The organism is Mesorhizobium sp. AA23, from assembly GCF_001672435.1.
Lineage (GTDB): Bacteria > Pseudomonadota > Alphaproteobacteria > Rhizobiales > Rhizobiaceae > Mesorhizobium.
The window spans coordinates 15963-41360 of sequence record NZ_LYTP01000028.1 but is presented as its reverse complement, the minus strand read 5'-3'; the positions used below and the strand labels follow the sequence as shown (position 1 = coordinate 41360).

Below are 25398 nucleotides of genomic sequence, written 5' to 3'. Positions count from 1 at the left end.
TACCGGGAGCCAAAAAAATTTACGAATGTGTACCACTCGTGAAATCTAGGTAAATTGGACCGACACTATTTCTTAACCATGCCGGGGAGGCCTAATCAGCAAGCTGCGGCAGGTTCCTGAACAGCTCCAGCGCCTCCGGATTGGCGAGCGCTTCCTTGTTCTTGATGGCGCGACCATGCACCACGTCGCGCACGGCAAGCTCGGTGATCTTGCCCGACTTGGTGTGCGGGATGTCGGTGACGGCAACGATCTTCGCCGGCACATGGCGGGGGCTGGCGCCCGAGCGGATTCTGGCGCGGATGCGCTTTTCCAGATCCTCATCGAGGCTCACGCCGGCGGCCAGCCGCACGAACAGCACGACGCGCACGTCGTTGTCGAAATCCTGGCCGATGCAGAGCGCCTCCAGGATTTCCGGCATCTGCTCGACCTGGTTGTAGATCTCGGCCGTGCCTATTCTCACCCCGCCTGGATTGAGCGTGGCGTCGGAGCGGCCATGGATGATCATGCCGCCATGCGCGGTCCATTCGGCGAAATCGCCATGGCACCAGATGTTGTCGAAGCGCTCGAAATAGGCCGCGTGGTACTTCTTGCCGTCCGGATCGTTCCAGAAGCCGATCGGCATCGACGGGAATGCCTTGGTGCAGACGAGTTCGCCCTTCTCCTGCCGGATCGGCTTGCCGTCGTCGTCCCACACGTCCACCGCCAGCCCGAGGCCCGGCCCCTGGATCTCGCCGGTCCAGACCGGCTTGGTCGGGACACCCAGCACGAAGCAGGAAACGATGTCGGTGCCGCCGGATATCGAGGCGAGATGCACGTCCTTCTTGATGCCGTCATAGACGAAGCGGAAATCCTCCGGCGACAGCGGCGAGCCGGTGGAAGAGATGGTCCGCACGCTTGCAAGGTCGTGGCTGTCGATCGGCTTCAGCCCTGCCTTGCGTAGGGAATCGATGAATTTCGCCGAAGTGCCGAAATAGGTCATCTTCTCGGCATCAGCGAAATCGAACAGCGCATTGCCGTCGGGGTAGAAGGGCGAACCGTCATAGAGCAGCAACGTCGCCCCCGAGGCGAGGCCCGAGACCAGCCAGTTCCACATCATCCAGCCGCAGGTGGTGAAGTAGAAAAAGCGGTCCCCGTCGAGCAGGTCGGCATGCAGCCGCTGCTCCTTGACGTGCTGGATCAGCGTGCCGCCGGCCGAGTGCACGATGCATTTCGGGGTTCCGGTCGTGCCGGAGGAGAACAGAATGTAGAGCGGGTGCGAAAAAGGCAGCCGCTCGAAGGCGAGCGGCCTGGCGGCAAAGGGCGAGAGCGCTCCTTCCAGCGCCTCGGCCTGGTCGATGGTAGCGGCGACATCGGCCGACGTGCCGAGATAGTCGACGATCAGCACCTTGCGCACGGTCGCGAGTTTCTCGGCCACCGCGCGGATCTTGTCGGCGACTTCGATGGCTTTGCCGTTGTACCAATAGCCGTCAGGCGCGATGAAGACGACCGGCTCGATCTGGCCGAAACGGTCGAGCACGCCCTGTTCGCCGAAATCAGGTGAGCAGGAAGACCAGACCGCGCCGATCGAGGCGGCAGCCAGCATGGCAGCGACCGTCTCCGGCATGTTCGGCATCATGGCGGCGATGCGATCGCCCTCTCTGACGCCGATCGACAGGAAGAGCTGCTGCAGGCGCGAAGTGAGCGCATGGAGCTCGTTCCAGGACAGCCGGCGCTCGACCTTGTCCTCGCCGCGGAAGACGATAGCCAGGCTGCCGCCGGTTTTTTTCAGAAGGTTCTCAGCGAAATTGAGTTTCGCGTCGGGAAAGAAGGCGGCGCCAGGCATCTTCTCGCCATCGACCAGAGCCCGCTCGCCCTTGTCGCCGACAAGTCCGCAAAAGTCCCACACGAGGTCCCAGAACGCTTCGCGGTCGTCGATCGACCAGCGGTGGAGCTCGGCATAGCTGGAGAAAGCCTGGCCAGACTTGCCAGCCGCAGCTTTCATGAAGGCAGTCATGGGCGCGGAGGCGATCCGGTCCTGCGTCGGCGTCCACAAGGGGGTGTCGGCAGCCATATCGTTCCTCCCAAAGCGCGTCGCGATTGCGGCAATTAAGCCTGATGTCGCCTGCGTCGTTGTCCAAAAACCGGCGTGGCGTTGGCGGACCGGACGGGCTTATCGCTTATGCATACCGCAGCGCAGCAGAGCAAGATTTTGTTGAAATGGCCGGCAAGGACACGGCGCAAACGCCATCGGAGGGCCATAAAGACTTGAAAAGCGTCGGCGCTCGGCTACACCCGTCGGGCGATTTGTCGGCAATGGAACTCACGGGGCGAGATGAGATCATCTTTGATCCGGCGCGGGGTATGGGTAATCGGCGTTGCGGTGCTGGTCATCGCGCTCGCCGTCGCTGCCTTGCCGCTGATTGCCTCGACGCGCATCGTACGCGACCGCATCGCTTGGGAATTGAGCGCCTGGAGCGGCTTTCGCGTGACGATCGACGGCTCGCCGCGCATCGAGGTGTGGCCTAAGTTCCGGGCAATCCTCAGCGATGTGACGCTGTCGCAATGGACGGAGACCGACGCGCCGCCGGTGATCGAAGCCGAGCGCGTCGAAGTCGATCTCTCGGCCATGGCCGCCGTGCAGGGCGACGTCCAATTCTCAACGGCAAGGCTGGTGCGGCCGACCATCAGGGTGGAGCGCAAGGCGAACGGCCTCTATCTGCCGCCGCTGCCGACCGGCGGCCGCATCACGCGCTCGATCGACACTGCGCGCGGCGTGGTCACCGCGAACCCGCAGAAGCCCGACCTCGGCAGACTCCCTTCCGATCCGTTCGGCATCGTCGAGTTCCGCGACGGCCGCGTCGTGACCTCGGTTGGCGGCAAGGATACCGAGATCCTGAGCAGCCTCAGCGGCCAGGTGAACTGGGCGGCGATGAACAGCGACGCCGCGCTCACGGCGACCGGCATATGGCGCGGCGAAAGCGTCCAGATCGATTTTTCCTCGGCGAAGCCGCTGGTGCTGTTTGCCGGAGGGGTCGCCCCCGTCACGCTCGCCTTCAAGGCGGCGCCCGCCACGCTTTCTTTCGACGGCGTCGCCTCGATGTCGGAGAACGGCTATCTGGACGGCCAGGCGAAATTCACCGCCCCGTCGCTGCGACGCCTGCTTGAATGGTCGCAGGCCGGCATGGCGCCTGGTGCTGCGATCGGCTCCGTCTCGGTCGCGAGCAAGGTGGCGGCCTCGGCGGGGCGCGCGAAGTTCGAGAACACGACGGTGGCGCTGGACAACAACCCCGGCATGGGAGCGCTGGACTTTTCGTTCAGCGAGCCCCTGCCCGTCATTTCCGGCACGCTTGCGTTCGATACGCTCGATCTTCGATCGGTCCTTTCCGCTTTCACGCCGATCGCTCCCGCTGGCCAGGCAGGCCCCGGCGAGTTCGACACCGGCTTCGCCGACAAGATCAACCTCGATCTCAGGCTGTCGGCGGCGCACGCCACTGCCGGCCCGATCCAGCTTGCCGATGTCGCCGCGACCGCGCAGGTCAAGAACGGGCTTGCCGTCTTCGACATCTCCGACGCGTCGGCCTTCAACGGCAACATCCAGAGCAGCCTGCGCTTCGACCGCAAGCCGGACGGCACTCAGGTCGAGTTGCGGCTTTTGGCATCGGACGTCGACACCGGCGCCTTCGCCACCGCGGCGGGGATGACGCGGCTGGTGCCGGCCGGAACCGGAACCGTCTCGGTCATTCTGAAGGGGCCGGGCAAGGCCTGGGACTCCATCTTCGAGAACGCCGACGGGTCTTTCTCGGCGACGTTCGGGCCGGGCTCGCTCAACGGCCTCAACCTGCCTGCCTTTCTCAAGCGCAACGAACAGGGCGGATTCTTCGCCCTCGACGACGTCGCCGACGGCTCGCTGCCTATCGACGGCGCCGAGATCAAGGCGAGCATCTCGAAAGGTGTGGCGCGGCTGGACAAGGCCGAGGTCAATGCACAGAAGTACAAGATCTGGCTTTCGGGCATCGCCTCCTATACCGGGCGCGGGCTGGCGCTCTCGGGCGGCATCATCCCAAACGGACAACCTGCGCAGCAACAGCCGGCCCAGCAACCGCCTACCGCCGGTCAGACAGCGGTGCAGGCGCCGCAGCCCCCAAAGCAGTCGTTGTTCTTCGTCGGCGGCAACTGGAGCACTCCGTTCATCTCGCCGATCAGCCGCGGCGTTTCAGGCCAATAGAACAAGGCGCAGGTCGCGCCCGTCTTTGTTCCCTATCCGCGTTGCGCCGCCTGCTCATCGCGCTGGCGCTGGACCTCGCGGCGCTTGTTGGCGATCGAGGCAATGATGACGCCGATCGCGACGACGGCGATCAGGATGGTGCAGGCGGCATTGATCTCAGGCGTCACGCCGAGGCGCACCTGGCTGTAGATCTTCATCGGCAGCGTCGTGGCGCCGGGGCCCGAGGTGAAGGAGGCGATGACCAGATCGTCGAGCGAGAGCGTGAAGGCCAGCATCCAGCCGGAGATGATCGCCGGCAAGATGACGGGCAAGGTGATCTGGAAAAAGGTCTTCACCGGCGGCGCGCCGAGGTCCATCGCTGCTTCTTCCAGCGAGCGGTCGAAGGAGACCAGTCGCGACTGCACGACGACGGCCACGAAGCACATGGTGAAGGTGATGTGGGCGAGCGTGACGGTGAAGAAGCCTCGGTCAAGCCCGACGGCCACGAAGAGCAAGAGCAGCGACAGGCCGGTAATGACTTCCGGCATCACCAGCGGCGCAAAGACCATGCCGGAAAATAGCACCCGCCCCTTGAAGCGTGTGTAGCGGGTCAAGGTGATCGCCGCCAGCGTGCCGAGCACGGTGGCAACGGTCGCCGAGATGACGCCGACGCGGGCTGTCACCCAGGTGGCGTCCATCAGGCCCTGGTTGTGGAACAGCGACACGTACCATTTCGTCGAAAAGCCGCCCCAAACGGTGACGAGCTTGGATTCGTTGAAGGAAAAGACGATGAGAAGCACGATCGGCAGATAGAGAAAGGCAAAGCCGAGCACGATCGAGGTGATGTTGAAGCGGCTCCAGGTGGCGTTCATTTGCCTTGCTCCTGGGCTTTCGCTTGAGCCTGCTGGAAGAACATGATCGGGACGGTCAGCACCAGGAGCAGGATGACCGCCACCGCCGACGAGACCGGCCAATCGCGGTTGGCGAAGAATTCGTTCCACAGCGTCTTGCCGATCATCAGCGTCTGCGAGCCGCCGAGGAGGTCCGGTATGACGAACTCGCCGACCGCCGGGATGAAGACCAGCAGGCAGCCGGCAATCACGCCCGGCAGCGACAGCGGGAAGGTGATCTTCCAAAAGGCACCGATCGGCGGGCAGCCGAGATCCTGCGCCGCCTCTATCAGCGAATAGTCCATCTTCTCCAGCGACGAGTAGAGCGGCAGCACCATGAAGGGCAGATAGGAATAGACGATGCCGATGAAGATCGCGGTGTAGGTGTTGAGGATGACCAGCGGCTGGCTGATCAGGCCAGTGGCGAGCAGCACCTGGTTGAGCAGCCCTTCGGGTTTCAGGATGCCGATCCAGGCATAGACGCGGATCAGGAACGAGGTCCAGAACGGCAGGATCACGAGCATCAGCAAGGTCGGCCGGATCGTCGCCGGCGCGCGCGCCATGCCATAGGCGATCGGATAGCCGACGATCAGCGTCAGCCCCGTCGAGATGCCCGCGATGATCAGGCTGGTCACATAGGCGTTGAAGTAAAGCGCGTCCTGGGTCAGCCACGTGTAATTGTCGAAGTTGAGCTCGCGAAAGCCGGCGAAGAATCCGGAAATACCGTCGCCGAAATCGAGCACCGGGGTGTAAGGCGGCATCGAGATCGCCGTCTGCGACAGCGAGATCTTGAAGACGATGATGAACGGGACAAGGAAGAAGAACAGCAGCCAGAGATAGGGAATGATGATAACGAGACGGTCGACGAAGCCCTTCGCCAGCTTGGTCGGCAACTGAGCGGCGGTTTCGGTCGAGGAGGGGGCGGCGGCGATATTGGTCATGGCCGCCCTGTTACCTTGTCAGTACGACGCCGGCGTCTGGCCGGAAGGAGACCCAGGCGCGATCGTTCCAGGTCAGAGGGTCCTCGCTGACGCGGGCAGCGTTCAACGCGCTTGCTCGCACCATTTGTCCGTCGTCGAGCTTGATGTGGTAGACGGTCATGTCGCCAAGATACGCAACGTCATAGACTTCGCCTTCCAGCGCATTGACGGCATCGGCCGGCTTCCTCGACGAGACCTTGATCTTCTCGGGCCGGATCGCGAAGACGATGTCGGCGCCCTTGGTGGTGTCGGCGGCATTCTCGACGACGATCTGCGCACCGGTCGCGCCGGTGATGCGCGTCGTATTCGCTGCCCGCTCGGCAACCTTGCCCTCGAACATGTTCACATTGCCGACGAAGTGCGCCACGAAGCGCGACGTCGGGGCCTCGTAGATTTCCGCCGGCGTCGCCACCTGCATCACCTCGCCCCTGTCCATGATGGCGATGCGGTCGGCCATGGTCATGGCTTCCTCCTGGTCGTGGGTGACGACGACGAAGGTAAGCCCAAGTTCCTGCTGCAGGTCCATCAGTTCGAACTGCGTCTCCTCGCGCAGCTTTTTGTCGAGCGCGCCGAGCGGCTCGTCCAGCAAAAGCACCTTCGGCCGCTTGGCGACCGAACGGGCAAGCGCCACGCGCTGGCGCTGACCGCCGGAAAGCTGGTGCGGCTTGCGCTTGGCGAACTGCTCGAGCTTGACCAGCCTCAGCATCTCGGCGACGCGCTTTTCGATATCGGGAGCGGGCATGCCTTCCTGCTTGAGGCCGAAAGCGATGTTCTTTTCCACCGTCATATGCGGAAACAGCGCGTAGGACTGGAACATCATGTTCACCGGCCGCTTATAGGGCGGAATGCCGCGCAGGTCCTGGCCGTCGAGCAGAATGCGCCCCGCGGTCGGCTCTTCGAAGCCGGCGAGCATCCTGAGCAGGGTCGACTTGCCGCAGCCCGAGGCGCCGAGCAGGGCGAAGAACTCACGTTCGAAGATGGCCAGCGACAGATTGTTGACGGCGGTGAAGTCGCCAAACTTCTTGGTCACCTTGTCGAACTGGATATACGGCTTGGCGCTCGGATCATTCCATGGCGCGAAATCCCTGCGGATGCTGCCAAGCGATCTCATGTCCCACTCCGGGTCTGTTTCGTTCCGCTGGAACGGTTCATGGTTTCGAGAAAACGCCGAACCGCTCCAGCTTTTTGTTTCTGACGCAATTCCGGGCGGAAAACCGTCCCACACTGTTGCTGGAATTGCTTCTAAAGAAAGCGACTCCGGCAGTTTCTGCCGGGGTCGCGTCTCGATGCTTATTGGCCGGTGACGATCTTGGTCCAGGTGCGCGTGATGATGCGCTGTGTCTTGGGATCGTAGGGCTGGACGGTGTAAAGCTTCTTGGTCGTCTCCTCGTCCGGATAGACCGAGGTGTCCTCCAGGAGGGCCTTGTCGACGAACTGCTGCGAGGCCTTGTTGCCGTTGGCGTAGAGCACATAATTCGAGGATTTGGCGATGACTTCCGGCGTCATCATGTAGTTGATGAACTCATGCGCTTCTGCGACATGCGGCGCGTCGGCTGGGATCGCCATCTGATCGAACCACATCTGGGCGCCTTCCTTGGGCACCGAATAGCCGATCTCGACGCCCTGCTTGGCCTCCTCGGCGCGGTTGCGCGCCTGGAACACATCGCCCGACCAGCCGATCGCCAGGCAGATGTCGCCGTTTGCCAGCGCGTTGATGTATTCCGAGGAATGGAACTTGCGAATATACGGCCGAACCTTGAGCAGGGCCTCCTCGGCCTTGGCGATATCGTCGGGCGAGGTGCTGTTTGGATCGAGGCCGAGATGTTTCAACGTGGCCGGAATGATGTCGGAGGGGGAATCCAGCACATAGACGCCGCAATCCTTGAGCTTGGCGAGGCTCTCCGGATTGAAGAACACATCCCAGCTGTCGATCTTGTCGGTGCCGAGTGCCGCCTGCACCTTCTTGACGTTGTAGCCGAGGCCGACCGTGCCCCACATATAGTTGACCGAATACTCATTGTTCGGATCATACTTTGCGGTGCGCTCCGAAATGACATCCCACATGTTGGAGATGTTCGGCAGCTTGGACTTGTCGAGCTTCTGGAAGACGCCGGCCTGGATCTGGCGCGCCAGGAAATTGGCGCTGGGCACCACGACATCATAGCCGCTGCCCCCGGCCAGCAGCTTGGTCTCCAGGATCTCGTTGGAATCGAAAGTGTCGTAGACGACCTTGATGCCGGTCTTCTTGGTGAAGTCCTCGATAATCGAGCTGTCGATATAGTCCGACCAGTTATAGACGTTGACGACGCGGTCGTCGGCATGGCCGCTCGCGGCGAAGAGCGTCAGGAAGGCCGAAGTCGCCGAAAGCAAAAGCGCTTTGCGGATCATGATATTCTCCTTTGATGAGTGTTCCCGTGCCGGCTCGTCGCGACATGGGCGCGGGACGGCGTTTGTTTCAGACTATGGAGCTTTCCGGAGAGCGACAAGCGCGCGCGCCTGGCAGTGCGCCGGATCGTTGAGTGACGGGTGCCGCCCTTGCATCCTTTCCAGGAAGCTGTTCGGACGGCCTCAGCGGCGTTGGCCGCGGCGTAAGCAGATATGTAACGATGCGGTCCGGCCTCGATGAGGCCGGCGGAGTCGCTTGGCAAGATACGCCTGTCTTGTTGTTGCCGTAATTGCAGCCTGCCCGGCCCGCAGCGGAGTTGTCAATGGGGAAGACACTCGAGCATCAATTGGGAGACGGCAGCCCGGTGATGCCCGGCCGCTCGGGCCGGGTCTGCCGCTTGAACTCAAACGCTATATGAACAAGCAGCGCGGCGATGACGACCGCGCCGCCGATGATGGTGCGCCCCGACGGCACCTCGGAATGGACGAGCCACACCCAGATTGGACCGAGGATCGGCTCAAAAGTGCCGAGCAGCGCCGCGACCGCCGCGGGCACCAGGCGGGCGCCCATGGCGAAAAAAGCAAGACCGACGCCGAGATTGATGACGCCGAAGGCGAAAAGAAAGCCCATGTCGCGCCCGGAGACGGTGAATTCCGTCGCTTGCGAGGCAGCAAAAGCACCGGCGAGCAACGCGCCGAGGCAAGTGGCCGGCACCATGCGCACATGGGCAAAGCGCCGGGTGATCACGGTCGCGAACGACAACATCACCGCGATCAGCAGCGCCAGGCCATCGCCGATCGGCGAGACGGCGCCGTCAAGCGATTCCGAGACCATGATGGCCACGCCGGTGATGACGGCGGCAATGGCGACCCAGGTTCCTGGGGTCACGCGTTCGCGAAACAGCACCCAGGCGAGCATGGCCGCCAGAAGCGGGACACCGGCCTGCATCAACAAGATGTTGGCGACCGTCGTGTAGGCGAGCGCGACGATGAAGCTCGTGGAGGCGGTGGCGAAGCAGAGAGCGACGCCCAGCCCAGGCAAGCCCATGTCGCGGAACAATCTCCAGGTGCCGCGCCAGCCGTCGCGCCAGAGCATGAAGGCGACGAGGAAGCCAACCGCCCAGATCGAGCGCCAGAACACCACGGTCCAGCTGTCGCCGACATGGATGAAGCGAGCGATGGTGCCGCCAAAACTCCACATCAGCGCCGACAGGAAGACCAGCAGCATGCCGATCCGCTCCTCGCGCGGCGAGACGGCAGCCAAGGCAACGCGAGACGAGGCGGTATCGGTCATAGGCGAGATTGTCAGCGATTTGCCGGCCGCACGATCCACCACGGACGACCACACCATATCCCATTCGCGTAGCGCAAATGCTGGAGCCAGGCGTGATCCAGCATCCGCTGAAATGTAGGACAAAGCCGGCTTGCGGGCCGCTGAACCGCTGCGGCTGGCGGGGGGTGCTACCCCTGGAAATCGAAGGCGCTGAGACCCGTCACCATCTCGTCGAGGCCAAGCGGCCGGGTCACCGGCGGCTCGGCGCGCGCCAGGCAGCCGACGCGCTCGCAGAGCCTGCAGGCCGGGCCGACCGGCGTTGCATATGCCGTGCTCTGCGCGGCCTTGGCGGCGGACGGTCCGGGCAGCGCCGCGCTGTAGACGATCTCGTCGCGAAAGCCGATGTCGCAGCCCAGCAGAAGCGCCGTGCGCCGCGGCCGCTCGGAAAAGGCGCCTTGCGGCCCTTCGAGCGTGCGGGCGATGCAGAGGAACTCGGCCCCGTCCGGCATTTCCACCGCCTCGACCAGGATCCGGCCCGGCTGCGAAAAGGCCGCATGGACAGGAAGCTTCGGACAGGCGCCGCCGAAACGGCTTTGCGGATAGCCCAGGCTGCCCGCCTTGCGGAAGCGGTTGCCGGCACTGTCGACCTCCAGCATGAAGAACGGTACGCCTGAGGCGCTCGGCCGCTGCAGCATGGTCAGGCGGTTTGCCGCCTGCTCGAAGGAGACGCCGAAGCGCGAACGCAAGACGTCGATGTCGTAGCGGGCGCGGACGGCCGCTGCATGAAAGGCTTGATAGGGCATCATCAGCGCGTGCGCCGCATAGCGGCCGAGCTCGAAACGGGCTAAGCGGCGCGCTTCGTCCGTGCCGAGCTTCAACGTCTGGATCTCGCCCGCCACGGCCACCGTCATGCGCATCAGGCTCGCCTCCATGGCGACCTCGCGCAGCTGATCGAAGGGGGAGAGCCGCTCTGACAGGAACAGGCGTTGCGAATGGCGATCGTAGCGCCTGCGCCAGTTCGGCATGGTGGCCACCGGCAGCACCTTGACCACGATGCCGTGCTCGCGCCTTAGCCACGCCTTCAGCGTGCCGAACAGGTCGTCGCCTGGATCGAGCAGCGAAATGAAGGCCTCGGCTTCCTCCTCCAGCGCGGCGAAATGGTTCGGCCTGCGCTCGAAAGTCTCGTGCACTTCGTCGACAGGCAGGCGCGTGCCGGACAATGCGGTCGCCCTGCCCTCCCGCGCCAGGAGTTCATTGAGATCCGACAGCCGATCGGCCTGCTCGCGATAGGCGCGAAACAATTTCACCATCGCGGCGGAAGCGTTCGGCGCGATCTCGGCGAGGTCGATCAGTTCCTGGTCGCCCGGCAGTTCGCCGGCCAGCAGCGGATCGCCGAACACTTCCTTCAGCGCCGCGATCGATCCTTTGGTCTCGCCCTGCAATTCGTGCGGGTCGATCTTGTAGGCCGACGCCAGCTTGAGGATCAGCTGCACCGTCAGCGGCCGCTGGTTGCGCTCGATGAGATTGAGGTAGGACGGCGAGATGCCCAGGCCTTCGGCCATCGCCGTCTGGGTCAAGCCCTTGGCGTTGCGAAGCCGGCGGATGCGCGGCCCGGCGAAAATCTTCTGCTCGGCCAATCGGCTACCTTGAAAAGAGTTTTACATAACGGCGCGCCGTCGCGGGCTCATCCAGCTTTTTACAATCATGACAGATTTACAGCCCCGACCTGTCAAACGCAACACCAGTTTTCCCGTATTTTAGCTGGCAAGTTCCGGTTTTTCTGGCGACTTTTGCGGCGCAATGTAAACAATGTAACACGTGAACGGCCCACAGATACGTCCCTCAAACGGGCCATCTAAACAAGCAAGACTGACCTGGAGCAATCGATGACTGATTTTTACAACCTCGTCCCGTCCGCGCCGGAAGGCCGTTTCGACGGCATCGAACGGCCCTACTCGGCGGAGGACGTGAAGCGGCTGCGCGGCTCGGTCCAGATTCGCCATACGCTTGCGGAGATGGGCGCGAGCAGGCTGTGGAAGCTGATCCACGAGGAAGATTTCGTCAATGCGCTCGGCGCCATGTCGGGCAACCAGGCCATGCAGCAGGTCAGGGCGGGCTTGAAGGCGATCTATCTGTCGGGCTGGCAGGTCGCGGCCGACGCCAACACCGCGTCGGCCATGTATCCGGACCAGTCGCTTTATCCGGCGAATGCGGCGCCGGAGCTGGTCAAGCGCATCAACCGCACGCTGCAGCGCGCCGACCAGATCGAGACATCCGAAGGCAAGGGTCTTTCGGTCGAGACCTGGTTCGCGCCGATCGTCGCCGACGCCGAAGCCGGCTTTGGCGGGCCGCTCAACGCGTTCGAGATCATGAAGGCCTTCATCGAGGCCGGTGCCGCTGGCGTCCACTATGAGGACCAGTTGGCGTCGGAGAAGAAGTGCGGCCATCTCGGCGGCAAGGTGCTGATCCCGACCGCAGCGCATATCCGCAACCTCAATGCGGCCCGGCTTGCAGCGGACGTGATGGGCACGCCGACGCTGGTGGTGGCGCGCACCGACGCGGAAGCCGCCAAGCTGCTCACCTCCGACATCGACGAGCGCGACCGGCCTTTCGTCGACTATGACGCCGGCCGCACGGTCGAGGGCTTCTATCACGTCAGGAACGGGATCGAGCCCTGCATCGCGCGCGCCGTCGCCTACGCGCCGCATGCGGACCTGATCTGGTGCGAAACCTCGAAGCCGGATCTTCAGCAGGCAAGGAAGTTCGCTGAAGGGGTGCACAAGCACCACCCGGGCAAGCTGCTCGCCTATAATTGCTCGCCGTCGTTCAATTGGAAGAAGAACCTGGACGACGCGACCATCGCGAAGTTCCAGAAGGAACTCGGCGCCATGGGCTACAAATTCCAGTTCATCACACTGGCCGGGTTCCACCAGCTGAACTTCGGCATGTTCGAACTGGCCCGCGGCTACAAGGAGCGCCAGATGGCGGCCTATTCGGAACTGCAGGAGGCGGAATTCGCGGCGGAGGTCCATGGCTATACCGCGACCAAGCATCAGCGCGAAGTCGGCACCGGCTATTTCGATGCCGTTTCGATGGCGATCTCCGGCGGCCAGTCTTCGACCACCGCCATGCATGAGTCGACCGAGCACGCCCAGTTCAGGCCGGCGGCCGAGTAATGACAACAGCAGAGGAAACGCCCGAAGGGCACTTACGTCGAGGAGAACAGCAATGGCATCGATAAGCCGGGTCAAGGAACGGGCCGAAGAACAATCAAGCGCGATGAGCGTCGATCAGCAGGCGACGATCCGCATGCTTGCCAACGACCTGCACAGGCTCAACCAGTCTGTGATGAAGGCGGTCGAAGCAGGTGTGTCCGTCGAGCTGGTGCGCTCGGCCAGGCACCATGGCGGAGACGGCAACTGGGGTGATCTTTTGATCCCAGTGATCGTCACCCATCAGAGCCAAGGCTGACGTAACGTCAACAATCACTCGCGAGTGTCTCCCGTGCGCTATACGTTCCGGGAGACGTTCGTTTTTTCGAATTGTGGCCGTGGCGCCGGGGAGAACTTGCGCCGGTTTTTAGCAATTCTTGCTATATTATCATTTTCCACTATTTTTGCTTGACACCGCTGGCGATCTCGCGCCAATTGCGCGCTTAAGGTTTCAACCCTGCATTGAACCAGAGCCTCCGCCAGACATGTGTCCCGCCAATCGTGACGACTCTGAAAAACCAATGAAACCGGCGGACCGTGGCGCGGCGGCCCGGCTGCCGGCGGATATCTCCAAGGTGCTGGTGGTCGGCAAATCGTCGATCAACCGGGTCGTCGTATCGAAAATCGTGGAAAAGTCCGGGCTGAAGCCGATTTCGGAGCCGCCGGAGGCGGCCGAGAAAGCTTTGGCCGGCCTGGTTCCCGGCGCAATCATACTCGACGGCGGACCCGACGACAGGGATTGCGACAGGCTGCTGTCCGGCATCGACGCGCTGCGGCGCGCTTCCGGCAAGACGCGGCCCGCCGTGATCCTGCTTTCAACCAGGAATGGCACGCCGGACAGCCTCGGCCTGTCGAGCGTGGTCGACGCGGTGGTCACCAAGCCGATCACGCCCGAAAGGCTGCAACCAGTAATCGATCGCCTGGTCGGCCGCGGCTAGGCAGAGGCGACGCTCAGCCGGGCTTCGCTATTGCCTCGACCAGTGCCGGCAACTCGCCCAGATCTGCGATCTCGCGAAAACGCGGCTCCGCGACAGGCGCCTCGGCGTGTTCGATCGCCCAGGTCAATTCGTGCGGCACATGGATGCCCCAGCCACCGGCCTCGATGGCGGGAACCACATCGGACTTGAGCGAGTTGCCAACCATCATGCTGTTCTGCGGACCGTCGCCATGGCGGCTGAAGATGCGGGCATAGGTGGCTGCGCTCTTGTCGCTGACGATCTCGACGGCATCGAAGAGATCACCCATTCCCGACTGCGCGAGCTTGCGCTCTTGATCGAAGAGGTCGCCCTTGGTGATCAGCACCAGATGGTAGGAGTCCGCCAGCTTTTCGACCGTCTCGCGGGCATGCGGCAGCGGCTCGATCGGATGGCTGAGCATCTCGCGGCCGGCAGCCAGGATTTCGCCGATGACCGAACCGGGCACCTCGCCGTTTGTGATCGCGACGGCCGTCTCGATCATCGACAGCGTAAAGCCCTTATTGCCGAAGCCATAGAGGGCGAGGTTGCGCCTTTCCGCTTCGAGCAGCCGTGCCGCGATGTGCTCATGATCGCCGTGCTCGGCCAGCAAGGCGGCAAAACGCTTCTCGGTCAGGCGGAAGAACTGCTCGTTCTGCCACAGCGTGTCGTCGGCATCGAAGCCGATGGTGGTCAAACGTGGAGCGGACATGTGCGACCCTTTGCTTACAGGCTCATCTAGACCCTGTGGCGCTGCGCCGCCAGCAAGAAGACAGGCACGCCGGTTCCTTTGGGCTGCGGCTCGGCTTGCCTGTGGCGACGCGGGCGCCTCCCCTTTCCTTCCGCCACGGCGCCCGGCTATACTTTGAAATCCGCAACACAATCTGGTGAATGATGCCGCCTGAAAAAAAGGAAGTCCGTCCGTCGAGCCGGGGGGGACGCGCCCGCACGCCTGCCTTCTTGAAAAACGAACGCGGTGTGAAGAACTGGAAGGAAGCCAGCGCCTGGCTGGAATGGCGCGGCATCGAGGACATCGAGTGCATCACGCCGGACCAGGCCGGCGTCGCCCGCGGCAAGATGATGCCGTCGAAGAAATTCACCTCCAACACATCGCTGGCGTTGCCTTCGGCCGTCTTCATGACGACGATATCTGGCGGCTATCCGGAAGACGGCAATGGCTTCCACTATCCGGAGGACGACGGCGACCTGAAGCTCTTGCCCGATCTCTCGACACTGACCGTCGTGCCCTGGGAGGAAGATCCGACCGCCGCGGTGATCTGCGACCTCGTCCACCAGGATGGCCGCTCCGTCGAATTCACGCCGCGCAACGTGCTGAAGCGCGTGCTGGCCGCCTATGACGACCGGGGGCTGAAGCCGGTGGTGGCGCCCGAGATCGAATTCTATCTGGTACGCAAGAACCCCGATCCGGACTATCCGCTGACGCCGCCCGTCGGGCGCTCAGGGCGGCCGATCGGCGGCGGCGCCGGCTATTCGATCGCGGGCGTCAACGAGTTCGACGAACTGATAGACGACATCTACCATTTCTCGGAGCGGCAAGGCCTAGAGATCGATACGCTGATCCACGAGGAGGGCGCCGGCCAGCTCGAGATCAACCTGCGTCACGGCAATCCGATCGAGCTTGCCGACCAGGTCTTCATGTTCAAGCGCACGATCCGCGAGGCGGCGCTGAAGCACGAAATCTACGCCACCTTCATGGCCAAGCCGATCCAGGGGCAACCTGGCTCGGCCATGCATATCCACCAGTCGGTGGTCGACAAGAAGACCGGAAAAAACATCTTCTCGGCCGAAGACGGCGCCGAGACGGATGCGTTCTTCCATTTCATCGGCGGCATGCAGAAACACGTGCCGAACGCGCTGGTGATGCTTGCGCCTTACGTCAATTCCTATCGGCGGCTCACGCAGGCAGCGTCGGCGCCGGTCAACAACAAGTGGGGCTACGACAACCGCACGACGGCTTTCCGCGTGCCGCGTTCCGATCCCGCGGCGCGGCGCGTCGAAAACCGGATTCCGTCCTCGGACGCCAATCCCTATTTGGCGCTTGCCGCCTCGCTTGCCTGCGGGTTGATCGGCATGAACAACAAGGTCCAGGCCGAGCCGCCGGTGCTGACGACCGCCAACGAGGACGAGATCGACCTGCCGCGCAGCTTGCTCGAGGCGGTGGACCTCTTCGAAGCCGACGAGGAGCTTGGCGCCATCGTCGGCAAATCCTTCGCAGCCACGTATGCGGCCATCAAGCGAGCCGAGTTCGAGACATTCATGGAAGTGATCAGCCCTTGGGAGCGGGAGTATCTGTTGCTGAATGTGTGAGCGGCCACTCGAGTGAATGGGTGAATAGTGAATGGTGAGTAGTTTCATATTGGATGGGTGAACGCAGCCAGAGCGCTCTCGCAAAGCATTCACTATTCACCATTCACCGGCGTTTCCGCATGCCTCGATGGGCGGCTATTCCGGACACGGCGTCATGCTGGCCAACTTCTTCGGCAAGCTCTATGCCGAGGCGGTCGCAGGCAATCGCGACCGCCTGAAGCTGATCGAGGATCTGAAGATTCCGGCCTTCCCGGGCGGCCGTCGTTTACGCGCACCGCTGCTGTTTCTGGCGCTCAACTGGTTCGCACTGCGCCGCAGGATCTGAAGCCGGAACATGTGCAGAAGCTGTTAATTCGACAAGTCCGCTTCCCTAACGGCACGTTGCGGAATCCTTAACAAACGCGCAGAATTTCGCAAAAAGGCGCACTGATGCCATAATCGGCGGTAAAAGATGCCGGTTCTGGGCGATAAGATGGGGATTTGCGCGGGCCTGCCCGCTGGAAATTTCGGGACCGATGCCGATCAGCCGCGAACCGTTTGCGGCAAGATCGAAAGAACGTCGGCCCGGTTGTTGGAGGTGGTTTAGGTGAACGAGCCCTTCAGTTTCGGTGCGCCGGAACGACGGCACTTTGCCGTGCGGTTCGGCTATGACATGCGGCCCTCGTTCTGGCAGGGCCTGCAGTCGAACGCGCATCTGGTGATCGCGGCCGTCGGCACCGCGGCGCTGCTTGGCGTGGCGGCGGTGGCGCTTTGGCTGGCCTTGCCGGCCAATGAGCGGCAGGCGATCGCGAAAACGGAGCAGACCGTCCCCGCGATCCCGGTCAAGACGAAGAAAATCGCCCCGGCCGCGGCGAGCTCTGTCAGTGTCGCCGCCGCGCCGCAAGCCGCGCGCAAGGCCGATGCGGTTTCGCCCATGACTGCATCCCGAGAAGCCGCCATCCCGGCACTGGCTTCCAACAATCCCCGCTGGAACGGCAAGGTTGGTGAGCTTGCGCCCGCGGCGGATGCCCCGCCGGCCTCATCCGCTCAGGCCGCGGAGAAGCCGGCGACGCAGAACGACAAACCGGCCGTTGCCGCCTTCGCCGAATCCGCGTCCGGAAACGATGCTTCGGCCGCCCTGGCTGAGGTCGCATCGCCTGCGCCGGCTGCTGCCCAATCGGCAGGCGCAAAAAAGCCTGACGACAAAATGGATGCGGCCCAGACCGCCGCCATCCCGGACGCGAAGCCCCAGGTTGCCGAGGCTCAGCCGGCGGCACCCGACGATGCGGCCCAGGACGAGCCGAAGCCCGAAAACGCCGGCACTGGCACCAATGGACGCGTCCTGAGGGCTGTTACCATGCGTTCCGGCCCGAAGAACGGCGCCGCCGCGATCGTCACTGTGCCTGCCAAGTCAGCTGTGCAGGTGATGAGCTGCAAAAAATGGTGCGAGATCGTCTATAACGGCAAACGCGGCTGGATCTACAAGAGCTTCGTCAAGACCGGCGCCTGATCTGGACGCTCTTGGCGGCCTGCAGCCGCCGCGACCTCGGTTCAGATGCAGCGCCCGCCGTCGACTTCCAGCGCCACGCCGGTGATCAAGGCCGCCTCGTCCGAAGCCAGCCAGAGGGCCGCGTTGGCGATGTCGAGCGGCGTCGACAGCCGGCCGAGCGGGATAGAGGCGCGGAATTTTTCACGGATCTCCGGCGTGTCGGCGCCCATGAACTTCTCCAGCATGCCGGTCTCGCCGGCGACCGGGCAGAGGCAATTGACGCGGATGTTCTTCGGGGCGAGTTCGACCGCCATCGACTTGGTGGCGGTGATCGCCCATCCCTTGGAGGCGTTGTACCAGGTGAGGCCCGGCCGCGGCCTGATGCCGGCTGTCGAAGCCGTGGTCAGTATGACGCCGCCGCCCTGCCGATCCATGATCGGCACCACGGCAAGCGCGGCATGATAGATCGCCTTCATGTTGACAGCGGTGATCAGGTCGAAGGTTTGCTCGTCGACGCCGAGCATGTCGCCGTTGCGATGGGTGTAGCCGGCATTGTTGACCATGATGTCGACACGGCCGAAGGCGCTCTTGGCGGCATACACCATCTCGTCGAATTCGGAGCGTTGCGAGACGTCGGTCTGGGTCCAGATCGCGTTGTCGCCGATTTCCTTCGCCACGCGCGCTGCGCCCTTGGCATTGAGGTCTGCAACCACGACGCGCGCGCCTTCCTCGGCGAAGCGCTTCGCCATGCCCTCGCCGAAGCCCGACGCCGCGCCGGTGATGATGGCAACCTTGTTTTGCAGACGCATGGTTTTCCCCATCATTGAAGGCCGGCGGTCGCCATTCTCCCTTAGCTTTCGTCACATTCAGGTTCTATGTTGCAGGCGCGAACGCTTCCGGAAAGCTGTTGCTTGCCGACAAGCCTCCCGGTGGCGCCAGTGTCAAGGCCGCATTTGGGCCCAATCGATTGTCCAGCGATTGGTCTCGGATGTGACACCATGACACTGGACGATTTAAATCGATTAGAATATATCAGCCCCGCTACCGGCTAGCGGCATCAAACCGGACTGACCATGACCAGCCAGATCATCCCTGTCGAGCCTTTCGACTTCATCATCTTCGGCGGTACCGGCGACCTGTCGGAGCGCAAGCTTCTGCCCTCGCTCTACCACCGCCAGCGCGACCACCAATTTTCGGAGCCGACGCGCATCATCGGCACGTCGCGCGCGAAGATGAGCGATGCCGAGTTCCAGACCTTCGCCAAGAAAGCGATATCGGACCATGTGAATCCGGCCGACATAGAGCCGAAGGAACTGGACACATTTCTTGCTCGGCTTTCCTATGTCTCGGCGGACGCCACCTCCGGCGTCGGCTTCGACAAGCTCAAGAAGGCCATCGGCGACAGCGACCGCTTCCGCGCCTTCTACCTTGCGGTGGCGCCGGCGCTGTTCGGCGACATCTCGCATCAGCTCAAGGAACACAAGCTGATCACCCCGAACTCGCGCATCGTGCTGGAGAAGCCGATCGGCCGTGACCTCGCCTCGGCACGAGCGCTCAACGACGCCGTGGGTGACGATTTCCACGAAAGCCAGATCTTCCGCATCGATCACTATCTCGGCAAGGAAACGGTGCAGAACCTGATGGCGCTGCGCTTTGCCAACGCGCTTTATGAGCCGCTGTGGAACTCCGCCCATATCGATCATGTGCAGATCACCGTGGCCGAGACCGTGGGTCTCGAGGACCGCGTCACCTACTACGACAAAGCCGGCGCGCTGCGAGACATGGTGCAGAACCACATCCTGCAGCTGCTTTGCCTGGTTGCCATGGAAACACCGTCCTCGATGGACGCGGACGCCGTGCGCGACGAGAAGCTGAAGGTGCTGCGGGCGCTGAAGCGCATCAACGGCAACGAGGCGCCGAAACACACGGTGCGCGGCCAGTATCGCGCCGGCGCCTCCGCCGGCGGGCCGGTCAAGGGTTATGTGGAGGAACTCGGCAAGGACAGCAACACCGAGACCTTCGTCGCCCTCAAAGCCGAGATCGGCAACTGGCGCTGGGCCGGCGTTCCTTTCTATCTCAGGACCGGCAAGCGGCTGGCGACCCGCGTTTCGGAAATCGTCATCGAATTCAAGCCGATCCCCTATTCCATCTTCGGCGACAGCGCCGGGCCGATCTTCGCCAACCAGCTGGTGATCAGGCTGCAGCCGGACGAAGGCGTCAAGCAGTACATCATGATCAAGGATCCGGGGCCGGGCGGGATGCGGCTGCGCCAGATCTCGCTCGACATGAGCTTCGCGCAGTCCTTCCACAGCCGCGCGCCGGACGCCTACGAGCGGCTGATCATGGATGTGGTGCGCGGCAACCAGACGCTGTTCATGCGTCGCGACGAGGTCGAGGCGGCCTGGAAGTGGATCGATCCGATCCAGAACGCCTGGGAAAGCGCCAGGCAGGAAGCGCAGGGCTATACGGCCGGCACCTGGGGCCCGTCGGCCTCCATCGCGCTCATCGAACGTGACGGACGGACATGGCACGAGAGCAATTGAGCGGGGCCGCTTACGCCTGGAACGGCTTTGCCGACCGCCAGCAGCTGGCGGCGGCCCTTGCCGGCCACGTCGCCGCCCGCCTGACCAAGGCGATCACCGACCGCGGCACGGCGCTGCTCGCCGTATCCGGCGGCACGACGCCGGCAAAATTCTTCGCCGCGCTCTCTTTAATCCCGATCGCCTGGGACAAAGTCACCGTGACGCTGGTCGACGAACGTTTCGTGCCGCCCTCCTCGCCGCGCTCGAATGCCGGGCTGGTGGCGGCCAACCTGCTCCAGAACAAGGCAGCGGCAGCGCGCTTCGTGCCGCTCTACCATGAGGCGGCGAGCATCGAGGAAGCAGCGGCGTCGGACAGCGAGGTCCTGCAATCATTGCCCTGGCCTCTGGATGTGGTGGTGCTTGGTATGGGTGCCGACGGGCACACGGCCTCCTTCTTTCCCGATGCCCGCAATCTCGCCGAGCTCATCGACCCGTCCTCACCGCGCATCGTGCTGCCCGTGCATGCGCAAAGCGCCGGCGAGCCGCGGCTGACGCTGTCGATGGCGCGGATCGTTGCCGCCGGTTTCATCGCGCTCCACATCGAGGGAGAGGACAAGCGCATCGCCTTCGACGGCGCGATGGGAGCGGGCATTAAAAAGCCCGTCCGCAACGTGCTCGAGGCGGCGCCGATACCGGTAGAGGTGTTCTGGGCACCCTGATTTCACCAAAGGAACAGCCCGGAGGCCGTGGGAGGACGTTTTCCGGGGCCCGAAAGGACCAGCCATGACAGCCAGACGCGACATCGAAGCCATCACGGAACGCATCCGCCAACGTTCGAAAGCCGGCCGCGAAGCCTATCTCGGCCGCATCGCGGAGGCGTCGGGACGCGCCGCCAACCGCGCGGTGCTCTCCTGCGGCAACCTCGCCCACGGCTTTGCCGTCTGCAGCCCATCGGAGAAGGTGGCGCTCGGCGGCGATCGCGTGCCCAACCTCGGCATCATCACCTCCTACAACGACATGCTGTCGGCGCATCAGCCGTTCGAGACCTTTCCGGCGCTTATCAAGAACGCGGCACGCGAGGCAGGCGGCATCGCCCAGGTCGCCGGCGGCGTGCCGGCGATGTGCGACGGCGTGACGCAAGGCCAGCCAGGCATGGAACTGTCGCTTTTCTCGCGCGACGTGATCGCCATGGCGGCTGCGATCGGCCTTTCGCACAACATGTTCGACGCCGCCGTCTTCCTCGGCGTCTGCGACAAGATCGTGCCCGGGCTGGTGATCGCGGCGCTCACCTTCGGGCACCTGCCGGCCGTCTTCATTCCGGCCGGACCGATGACGTCGGGCCTGCCGAACGACGAGAAGGCCAAGGTCCGGCAGCTCTATGCCGAGGGCAAGGCGGGCCGCGCCGAGCTGCTCGAGGCGGAGTCCAAATCCTATCACGGGCCGGGCACCTGCACCTTCTACGGCACCGCCAATTCCAACCAGATGCTGATGGAGATCATGGGCCTGCACACGCCCGGCGCCTCCTTTGTCAACCCGGGCACCCCGCTGCGCGACGCGCTGACCAGGGAGGCGGCGAAGCGCGCGCTGGCGATCACCGCGCTCGGCAATGCCTATACGCCGGTCGGGCGCATGATCGACGAGCGCTCGATCGTCAACGGCGTGGTCGGCCTGCACGCGACCGGCGGCTCGACCAACCACACCATCCACCTCATCGCCATGGCCGCGGCAGCCGGAATTTCGCTTACCTGGCAGGACATCTCCGACCTGTCGGAGGCCGTGCCGCTGCTCGCCCGCGTCTACCCGAACGGACTCGCCGACGTGAACCATTTCCACGCCGCCGGCGGGCTCGGCTTCCTGATCCGCGAGCTGCTCGACGAAGGCTTGCTGCACGAGGACGTGCAGACGGTCTGGGGCGAAGGCCTGCGGCCCTATGCTGTCGAGGCAAAGCTCGGCGCCGACGGCAGCGTCGTGCGTGAAGCGGCGCCGCTCGAGAGCGGCGATGAGAAGGTGCTGGCGCCGTTCAAGAAGGCGTTCCAGCCGACCGGCGGACTGAAGGTGCTTGCCGGCAACCTCGGCCATGCCGTGATCAAGACCTCTGCGGTCAAGCCCGAACGGCGCGTCATCCAGGCGCCGGCCAAGGTGTTCGACAGCCAGCAGGGGCTGAACGAAGCTTTCAAGTCGGGCACGCTGACCGGCGACTTCGTCGCTGTGATCCGCTTCCAGGGGCCGAAGGCCAACGGCATGCCGGAACTGCACAAGCTGACCACCGTGCTCGGCGTGCTGCAGGATCGCGGCCAGCGCGTCGCGCTGGTGACCGACGGGCGCATGTCGGGTGCTTCCGGCAAGGTGCCGGCGGCGATCCATGTGACGCCGGAAGCGGTCGAGGACGGGCCGATCGCCAGGATCCATGACGGCGACATCATTCGCCTCGACGCCGATGCAGGCACGCTGGAGGTGCTGGTGCGGGGAACGGAGTTCGCGCTGCGCCGCACGGCGGATGCCGACCTGATCGGCAACGAGTTCGGCTTCGGCCGCGAGCTGTTCGCCGGCTTTCGCCAACTGGTCGGCCGCGCCGACCACGGCGCCGCCGCCTTCGCAAATGCCTAACGTCAATCTGCTAAAAAAAGAGCGGCTCGGAGCCGCCGCTCGGAGCCGCCCTTTGTCGTAAGCGGTGTGCCATCGGCACCTAGACAAGAGGTCTCACGAGGTATTCTTGCCACTGAAGACCTCCGCCAAATAGTCAATAAACACCCTGACTTTACGTGGGGTGTGACGTCGCTGAGCGTAGAAGGCGAAGATCGGTTGCTCCATGGGTTCATGATCCGGCAGCAGCCGCACGAGGCGGTTCTCCGCTATATCCTGGGCGACCATGAAATCGCCCAAGAGGGAGTACCCCCCTCCCGCTAGGCAGGCGTTTCTCACCGCTCGCGCTGAGTTCATTGTCAATTGCTGCGGCACTTCGAAGTCAATGACCTTTCCTTGATGCGAAAACTTATGAACGCGCCCCCATTCCCCGCTGACCTGAGTAACGGATGGGCACGCTCTGATCTCGTCCAAGGTCCTGGGTGTCCCATATAGCTGGCAAAACTGGGGTGTCGCGACGAACACGATCCTCTGCGTGAAAATCCTCTGCGCAATCAGGGATGAATCGTTCAACGGTCCTACCCGGATGGCGACATCGAAGTGCTCGCCAATGAGATCAACCAAACGATTGCCAAGGTCGATTGAGACATCGAGCTGCGGGAACCGTCGCACGAACTCAGGAACCACTGGTGCCAGGCACTCATTACCAAAGGCCGTTACGCAGGAGACGTGGAGTTGGCCGCGAGGAGTTTCGTGGCGTTCGCGTACTGCGCTCCGCATCTGATCAAGCTCCTCCAGGAGGCCGGTGCTCTTTTGCACGAACTCCATCCCGGCATCCGTCAGATTGATCTGCCTGGTGGTGCGGTTAAAGAGACGTACGCCGAGATCGGTCTCCAAGTCTGCCACAATGCGGCTTACCGAGGCAGCGGAAAGGCGCAAATCCCGGCTCGCGGAAGAGAAGCTGTTATGCCTGGCGACTGCCACGGCCACCTTCATGGCCTCGATCATATCCATCCGCCATTCTTCCAAAAGTCAAAATAATGTCTCTCACCGTGCGCTCTTTAACACGGAAGCCGAAATCATGCATCAATGGGGCGAACGCTCAAATTGAGGAGATGGACATGTCCAAAAATCCTAGCTGGATACTTCGCAGCTACCCTTCCGCAATGCCCTCCGTCGAGAACTGGAGCCTGGAGGAGCGTTCAATTCCCGAGGCTGCGGATGGTGAGCTGCTGGTGAAAACTCTGTGGCTCTCCGTCGATCCCTATATGCGCGGTCGGATCAGCCCCGCGAAGAATTATGCTGCTGGTTTTAGAATTGGCGATCTGATGTGTGGCGGCGGAATTGGCGAGGTAATTACGTCTGAGTCTCCAGACTTCAAGCCAGGCGACCTCGTGATGAGCGATCATTTTGGTTGGCAGCCGTTCAGCGTGATCCCGGCCGCGTCAGCCAAGCCCGTGACGACAACCGACGCTCCGATTCAGTCCGCGCTGAGCTATCTCGGCATGCCCGGTCTCACCGCCTACCTTGCCCTCCTCAAAACCGCAACTCCGAAGGTGGGGGAAACGGTGTTGATCTCTGCCGCTTCAGGAGCTGTGGGGCAGATTGCAGGACAGATCGCGCGGATCAAAGGGTTCGACCCAGTCGCTGTTGCGGGCTCGGACGAGAAGCTGGAATGGTGCAGGGAGCTTGGATATCGGACTGGCGTCAATCATCGACGCTCCGCTGATCTCGTGGCAGATGTCGCGACCGCATGCCCTAGCGGCGTCGATGTCTTTATCGACAACACCGCCGGGCCGATTCACGATGCAGCCATGTTAAACCTCAACATCTTTGGCAGAGTGGTGGTTGTCGGGACTATTGCCTTGGCCAACCGGTTTGACCAGCCTGATATCGGTGTCAGGCATCTCAGAAGGACACTAATCACCCGTGCGCGCATAGAAGGGTTCTTGCTCGACGACCACGAAGGAGAATACGAGACCGCGATTGCCGATCTGCTGTCATGGTACAAACAGGGACTGCTTCAGACACGGGAAGATGTTGCGGAAGGGATCGAGACCGTGCCCCACGCTTTCGTTCGGATGTTGAAGGGAGAGAACTTCGGCAAGCAACTGGTCAAGCTATGACGCTCTAACCAGGGTTGTCCGCTTCGGCCCGGCCCGATTTTTGTGCACGCGTTACTCAAGCGGATCGTTCCAAGGCAGCAGCTCATCGATCCGCCTCCGCTTGTGGCCGTTGACGATGGCGGTAAGCGTGGTGGTCAAGTAGGCCTGCGGGTCAACAGCATTGAGTTTGCAGATCTCCTCTGGCGCAGGCAAAACTAGGTTGCCCTGCCGGGCCAGCGTTCGCCAGGACGACAGACGGTTGGCCTCCAGCCCGTGGCGCTCCGCTACTTCGTTCACCGTCACGCCCGGACGCAAGCCCTCCGAAACGATCTGTGCCTTGACCTCATCCGGCCATTGGCGATGCGCCTCATGTCGGCCCCGCCGTGTCGTGAGAACCTCCAATGTCGTGTCCATGGAGAAACTGCTTCTCGCTCATCCATGGAACCTTGATCACAGATCAGGCGTCAGCGGGCAACGTGGGGGGCAAAACAGCGGTTACCCTTTTTCGTTCATTTG

General features: G+C 63.0%; 21 protein-coding genes and 1 pseudogene. 11 read left to right on the top strand and 11 right to left on the bottom strand.

The window, feature by feature from the left end; translation table 11 throughout:
* Positions 1-91 precede the first annotated feature (91 nt).
* Positions 92-2050 (bottom strand): acetoacetate--CoA ligase, encoded by a 1959-nt coding sequence (locus A9K66_RS20100; protein WP_067327291.1) that lies wholly within the window; start codon positions 2048-2050, stop codon positions 92-94.
* Between the two features lie 261 nt (positions 2051-2311).
* On the opposite strand from A9K66_RS20100, the gene A9K66_RS20095 reads away from it, so the two are divergent.
* Positions 2312-4204, top strand: a complete 1893-nt coding sequence (locus A9K66_RS20095) for an AsmA family protein (RefSeq protein ID WP_067327284.1) — start codon at positions 2312-2314, stop codon at positions 4202-4204.
* 32 nt (positions 4205-4236) lie between these two features.
* On the opposite strand, the gene A9K66_RS20090 is transcribed toward A9K66_RS20095, so the two are convergent.
* From A9K66_RS20090 to A9K66_RS20065, 6 genes are all read right to left on the bottom strand, one after another.
* The gene (locus A9K66_RS20090) at positions 4237-5055 is read right to left on the bottom strand and encodes an ABC transporter permease subunit (RefSeq protein WP_067327282.1); all 819 of its coding nucleotides are present in this window, start codon (positions 5053-5055) and stop codon (positions 4237-4239) included.
* Positions 5052-6014 (bottom strand): ABC transporter permease subunit, encoded by a 963-nt coding sequence (locus A9K66_RS20085; protein ID WP_067327280.1) that lies wholly within the window; start codon positions 6012-6014, stop codon positions 5052-5054. Before A9K66_RS20085 ends, A9K66_RS20090 begins: the two co-directional genes overlap by 4 nt.
* A 10-nt stretch (positions 6015-6024) precedes the next feature.
* Positions 6025-7164, bottom strand: coding sequence for an ABC transporter ATP-binding protein (locus tag A9K66_RS20080; RefSeq protein WP_067327275.1), 1140 nt, complete (start codon positions 7162-7164; stop codon positions 6025-6027).
* 179 nt (positions 7165-7343) lie between these two features.
* Positions 7344-8441: a polyamine ABC transporter substrate-binding protein gene (locus tag A9K66_RS20075; RefSeq protein WP_067327271.1), complete on the bottom strand. Its 1098-nt coding sequence runs from the start codon at positions 8439-8441 to the stop codon at positions 7344-7346.
* Positions 8442-8781: 340 nt separating this feature from the next.
* Positions 8782-9732 (bottom strand): DMT family transporter, encoded by a 951-nt coding sequence (locus A9K66_RS20070; RefSeq protein ID WP_067327997.1) that lies wholly within the window; start codon positions 9730-9732, stop codon positions 8782-8784.
* A 167-nt stretch (positions 9733-9899) separates the two neighbouring features.
* Positions 9900-11348 (bottom strand): XRE family transcriptional regulator, encoded by a 1449-nt coding sequence (locus A9K66_RS20065; protein ID WP_067327264.1) that lies wholly within the window; start codon positions 11346-11348, stop codon positions 9900-9902.
* A 249-nt stretch (positions 11349-11597) separates the two neighbouring features.
* On the opposite strand from A9K66_RS20065, the gene aceA reads away from it, so the two are divergent.
* The 3 genes from aceA (at position 11598) to A9K66_RS20050 (ending at position 13861) form a co-directional block, all read left to right on the top strand.
* Positions 11598-12887 carry an isocitrate lyase gene (aceA, locus tag A9K66_RS20060; protein ID WP_067327261.1) on the top strand — a complete coding sequence of 430 codons (1290 nt, stop codon included), beginning with the start codon at positions 11598-11600 and terminating at the stop codon, positions 12885-12887.
* A 52-nt stretch (positions 12888-12939) separates the two neighbouring features.
* Positions 12940-13182 (top strand): hypothetical protein, encoded by a 243-nt coding sequence (locus A9K66_RS20055; RefSeq protein WP_067327258.1) that lies wholly within the window; start codon positions 12940-12942, stop codon positions 13180-13182.
* Positions 13183-13444: 262 nt separating this feature from the next.
* Positions 13445-13861, top strand: coding sequence for a response regulator (locus A9K66_RS20050; RefSeq protein WP_067327255.1), 417 nt, complete (start codon positions 13445-13447; stop codon positions 13859-13861).
* 13 nt (positions 13862-13874) lie between these two features.
* On the opposite strand, the gene A9K66_RS20045 is transcribed toward A9K66_RS20050, so the two are convergent.
* Positions 13875-14588: an HAD family hydrolase gene (locus A9K66_RS20045; protein ID WP_067327252.1), complete on the bottom strand. Its 714-nt coding sequence runs from the start codon at positions 14586-14588 to the stop codon at positions 13875-13877.
* A 182-nt stretch (positions 14589-14770) separates the two neighbouring features.
* Between A9K66_RS20045 and A9K66_RS20040 the strand changes: the two genes are divergently transcribed.
* The 3 genes and pseudogenes from A9K66_RS20040 (at position 14771) to A9K66_RS20030 (ending at position 17693) form a co-directional block, all read left to right on the top strand.
* On the top strand, positions 14771-16204 hold the full coding sequence (locus A9K66_RS20040; RefSeq protein WP_066989433.1) for a glutamine synthetase family protein: 1434 nt from the start codon (positions 14771-14773) through the stop codon (positions 16202-16204).
* 124 nt (positions 16205-16328) lie between these two features.
* A pseudogene (locus A9K66_RS20035) lies at positions 16329-16529 on the top strand (FAD-dependent oxidoreductase); the annotation flags it as partial.
* 261 nt (positions 16530-16790) lie between these two features.
* Positions 16791-17693, top strand: a complete 903-nt coding sequence (locus A9K66_RS20030; protein WP_067327246.1) for an SH3 domain-containing protein — start codon at positions 16791-16793, stop codon at positions 17691-17693.
* A 41-nt stretch (positions 17694-17734) separates the two neighbouring features.
* Here the strand turns inward: A9K66_RS20030 and A9K66_RS20025 are convergent, their stop codons facing one another.
* Complete coding sequence (locus tag A9K66_RS20025; RefSeq protein ID WP_066989311.1) at positions 17735-18481, bottom strand: SDR family oxidoreductase; 747 nt, start codon at positions 18479-18481, stop codon at positions 17735-17737.
* A gap of 264 nt (positions 18482-18745) precedes the next feature.
* On the opposite strand from A9K66_RS20025, the gene zwf reads away from it, so the two are divergent.
* The 3 genes from zwf (at position 18746) to edd (ending at position 22801) form a co-directional block, all read left to right on the top strand.
* Positions 18746-20215, top strand: coding sequence for a glucose-6-phosphate dehydrogenase (gene zwf, locus A9K66_RS20020; protein WP_067327241.1), 1470 nt, complete (start codon positions 18746-18748; stop codon positions 20213-20215).
* Positions 20197-20913, top strand: a complete 717-nt coding sequence (gene pgl, locus A9K66_RS20015) for a 6-phosphogluconolactonase (protein WP_067327234.1) — start codon at positions 20197-20199, stop codon at positions 20911-20913. Before zwf ends, pgl begins: the two co-directional genes overlap by 19 nt.
* Before the next feature lie 64 nt (positions 20914-20977).
* The gene (gene edd / locus A9K66_RS20010; RefSeq protein WP_067327230.1) at positions 20978-22801 is read left to right on the top strand and encodes a phosphogluconate dehydratase; all 1824 of its coding nucleotides are present in this window, start codon (positions 20978-20980) and stop codon (positions 22799-22801) included.
* A gap of 93 nt (positions 22802-22894) precedes the next feature.
* Here edd and A9K66_RS20005 read toward each other — a convergent pair whose 3' ends face one another.
* Entirely contained in the window at positions 22895-23791 is an 897-nt protein-coding gene (locus A9K66_RS20005; RefSeq protein ID WP_067327227.1) for a LysR family transcriptional regulator, read from the bottom strand.
* A 107-nt stretch (positions 23792-23898) separates the two neighbouring features.
* Here A9K66_RS20005 and A9K66_RS20000 point away from each other — a divergent pair, with 107 nt between their 5' ends.
* The gene (locus A9K66_RS20000; RefSeq protein ID WP_067327996.1) at positions 23899-24903 is read left to right on the top strand and encodes an NADP-dependent oxidoreductase; all 1005 of its coding nucleotides are present in this window, start codon (positions 23899-23901) and stop codon (positions 24901-24903) included.
* Positions 24904-24954: 51 nt separating this feature from the next.
* Here A9K66_RS20000 and A9K66_RS31525 read toward each other — a convergent pair whose 3' ends face one another.
* On the bottom strand, positions 24955-25296 hold the full coding sequence (locus A9K66_RS31525; protein WP_280944384.1) for a transposase domain-containing protein: 342 nt from the start codon (positions 25294-25296) through the stop codon (positions 24955-24957).
* Positions 25297-25398: the final 102 nt, after the last annotated feature.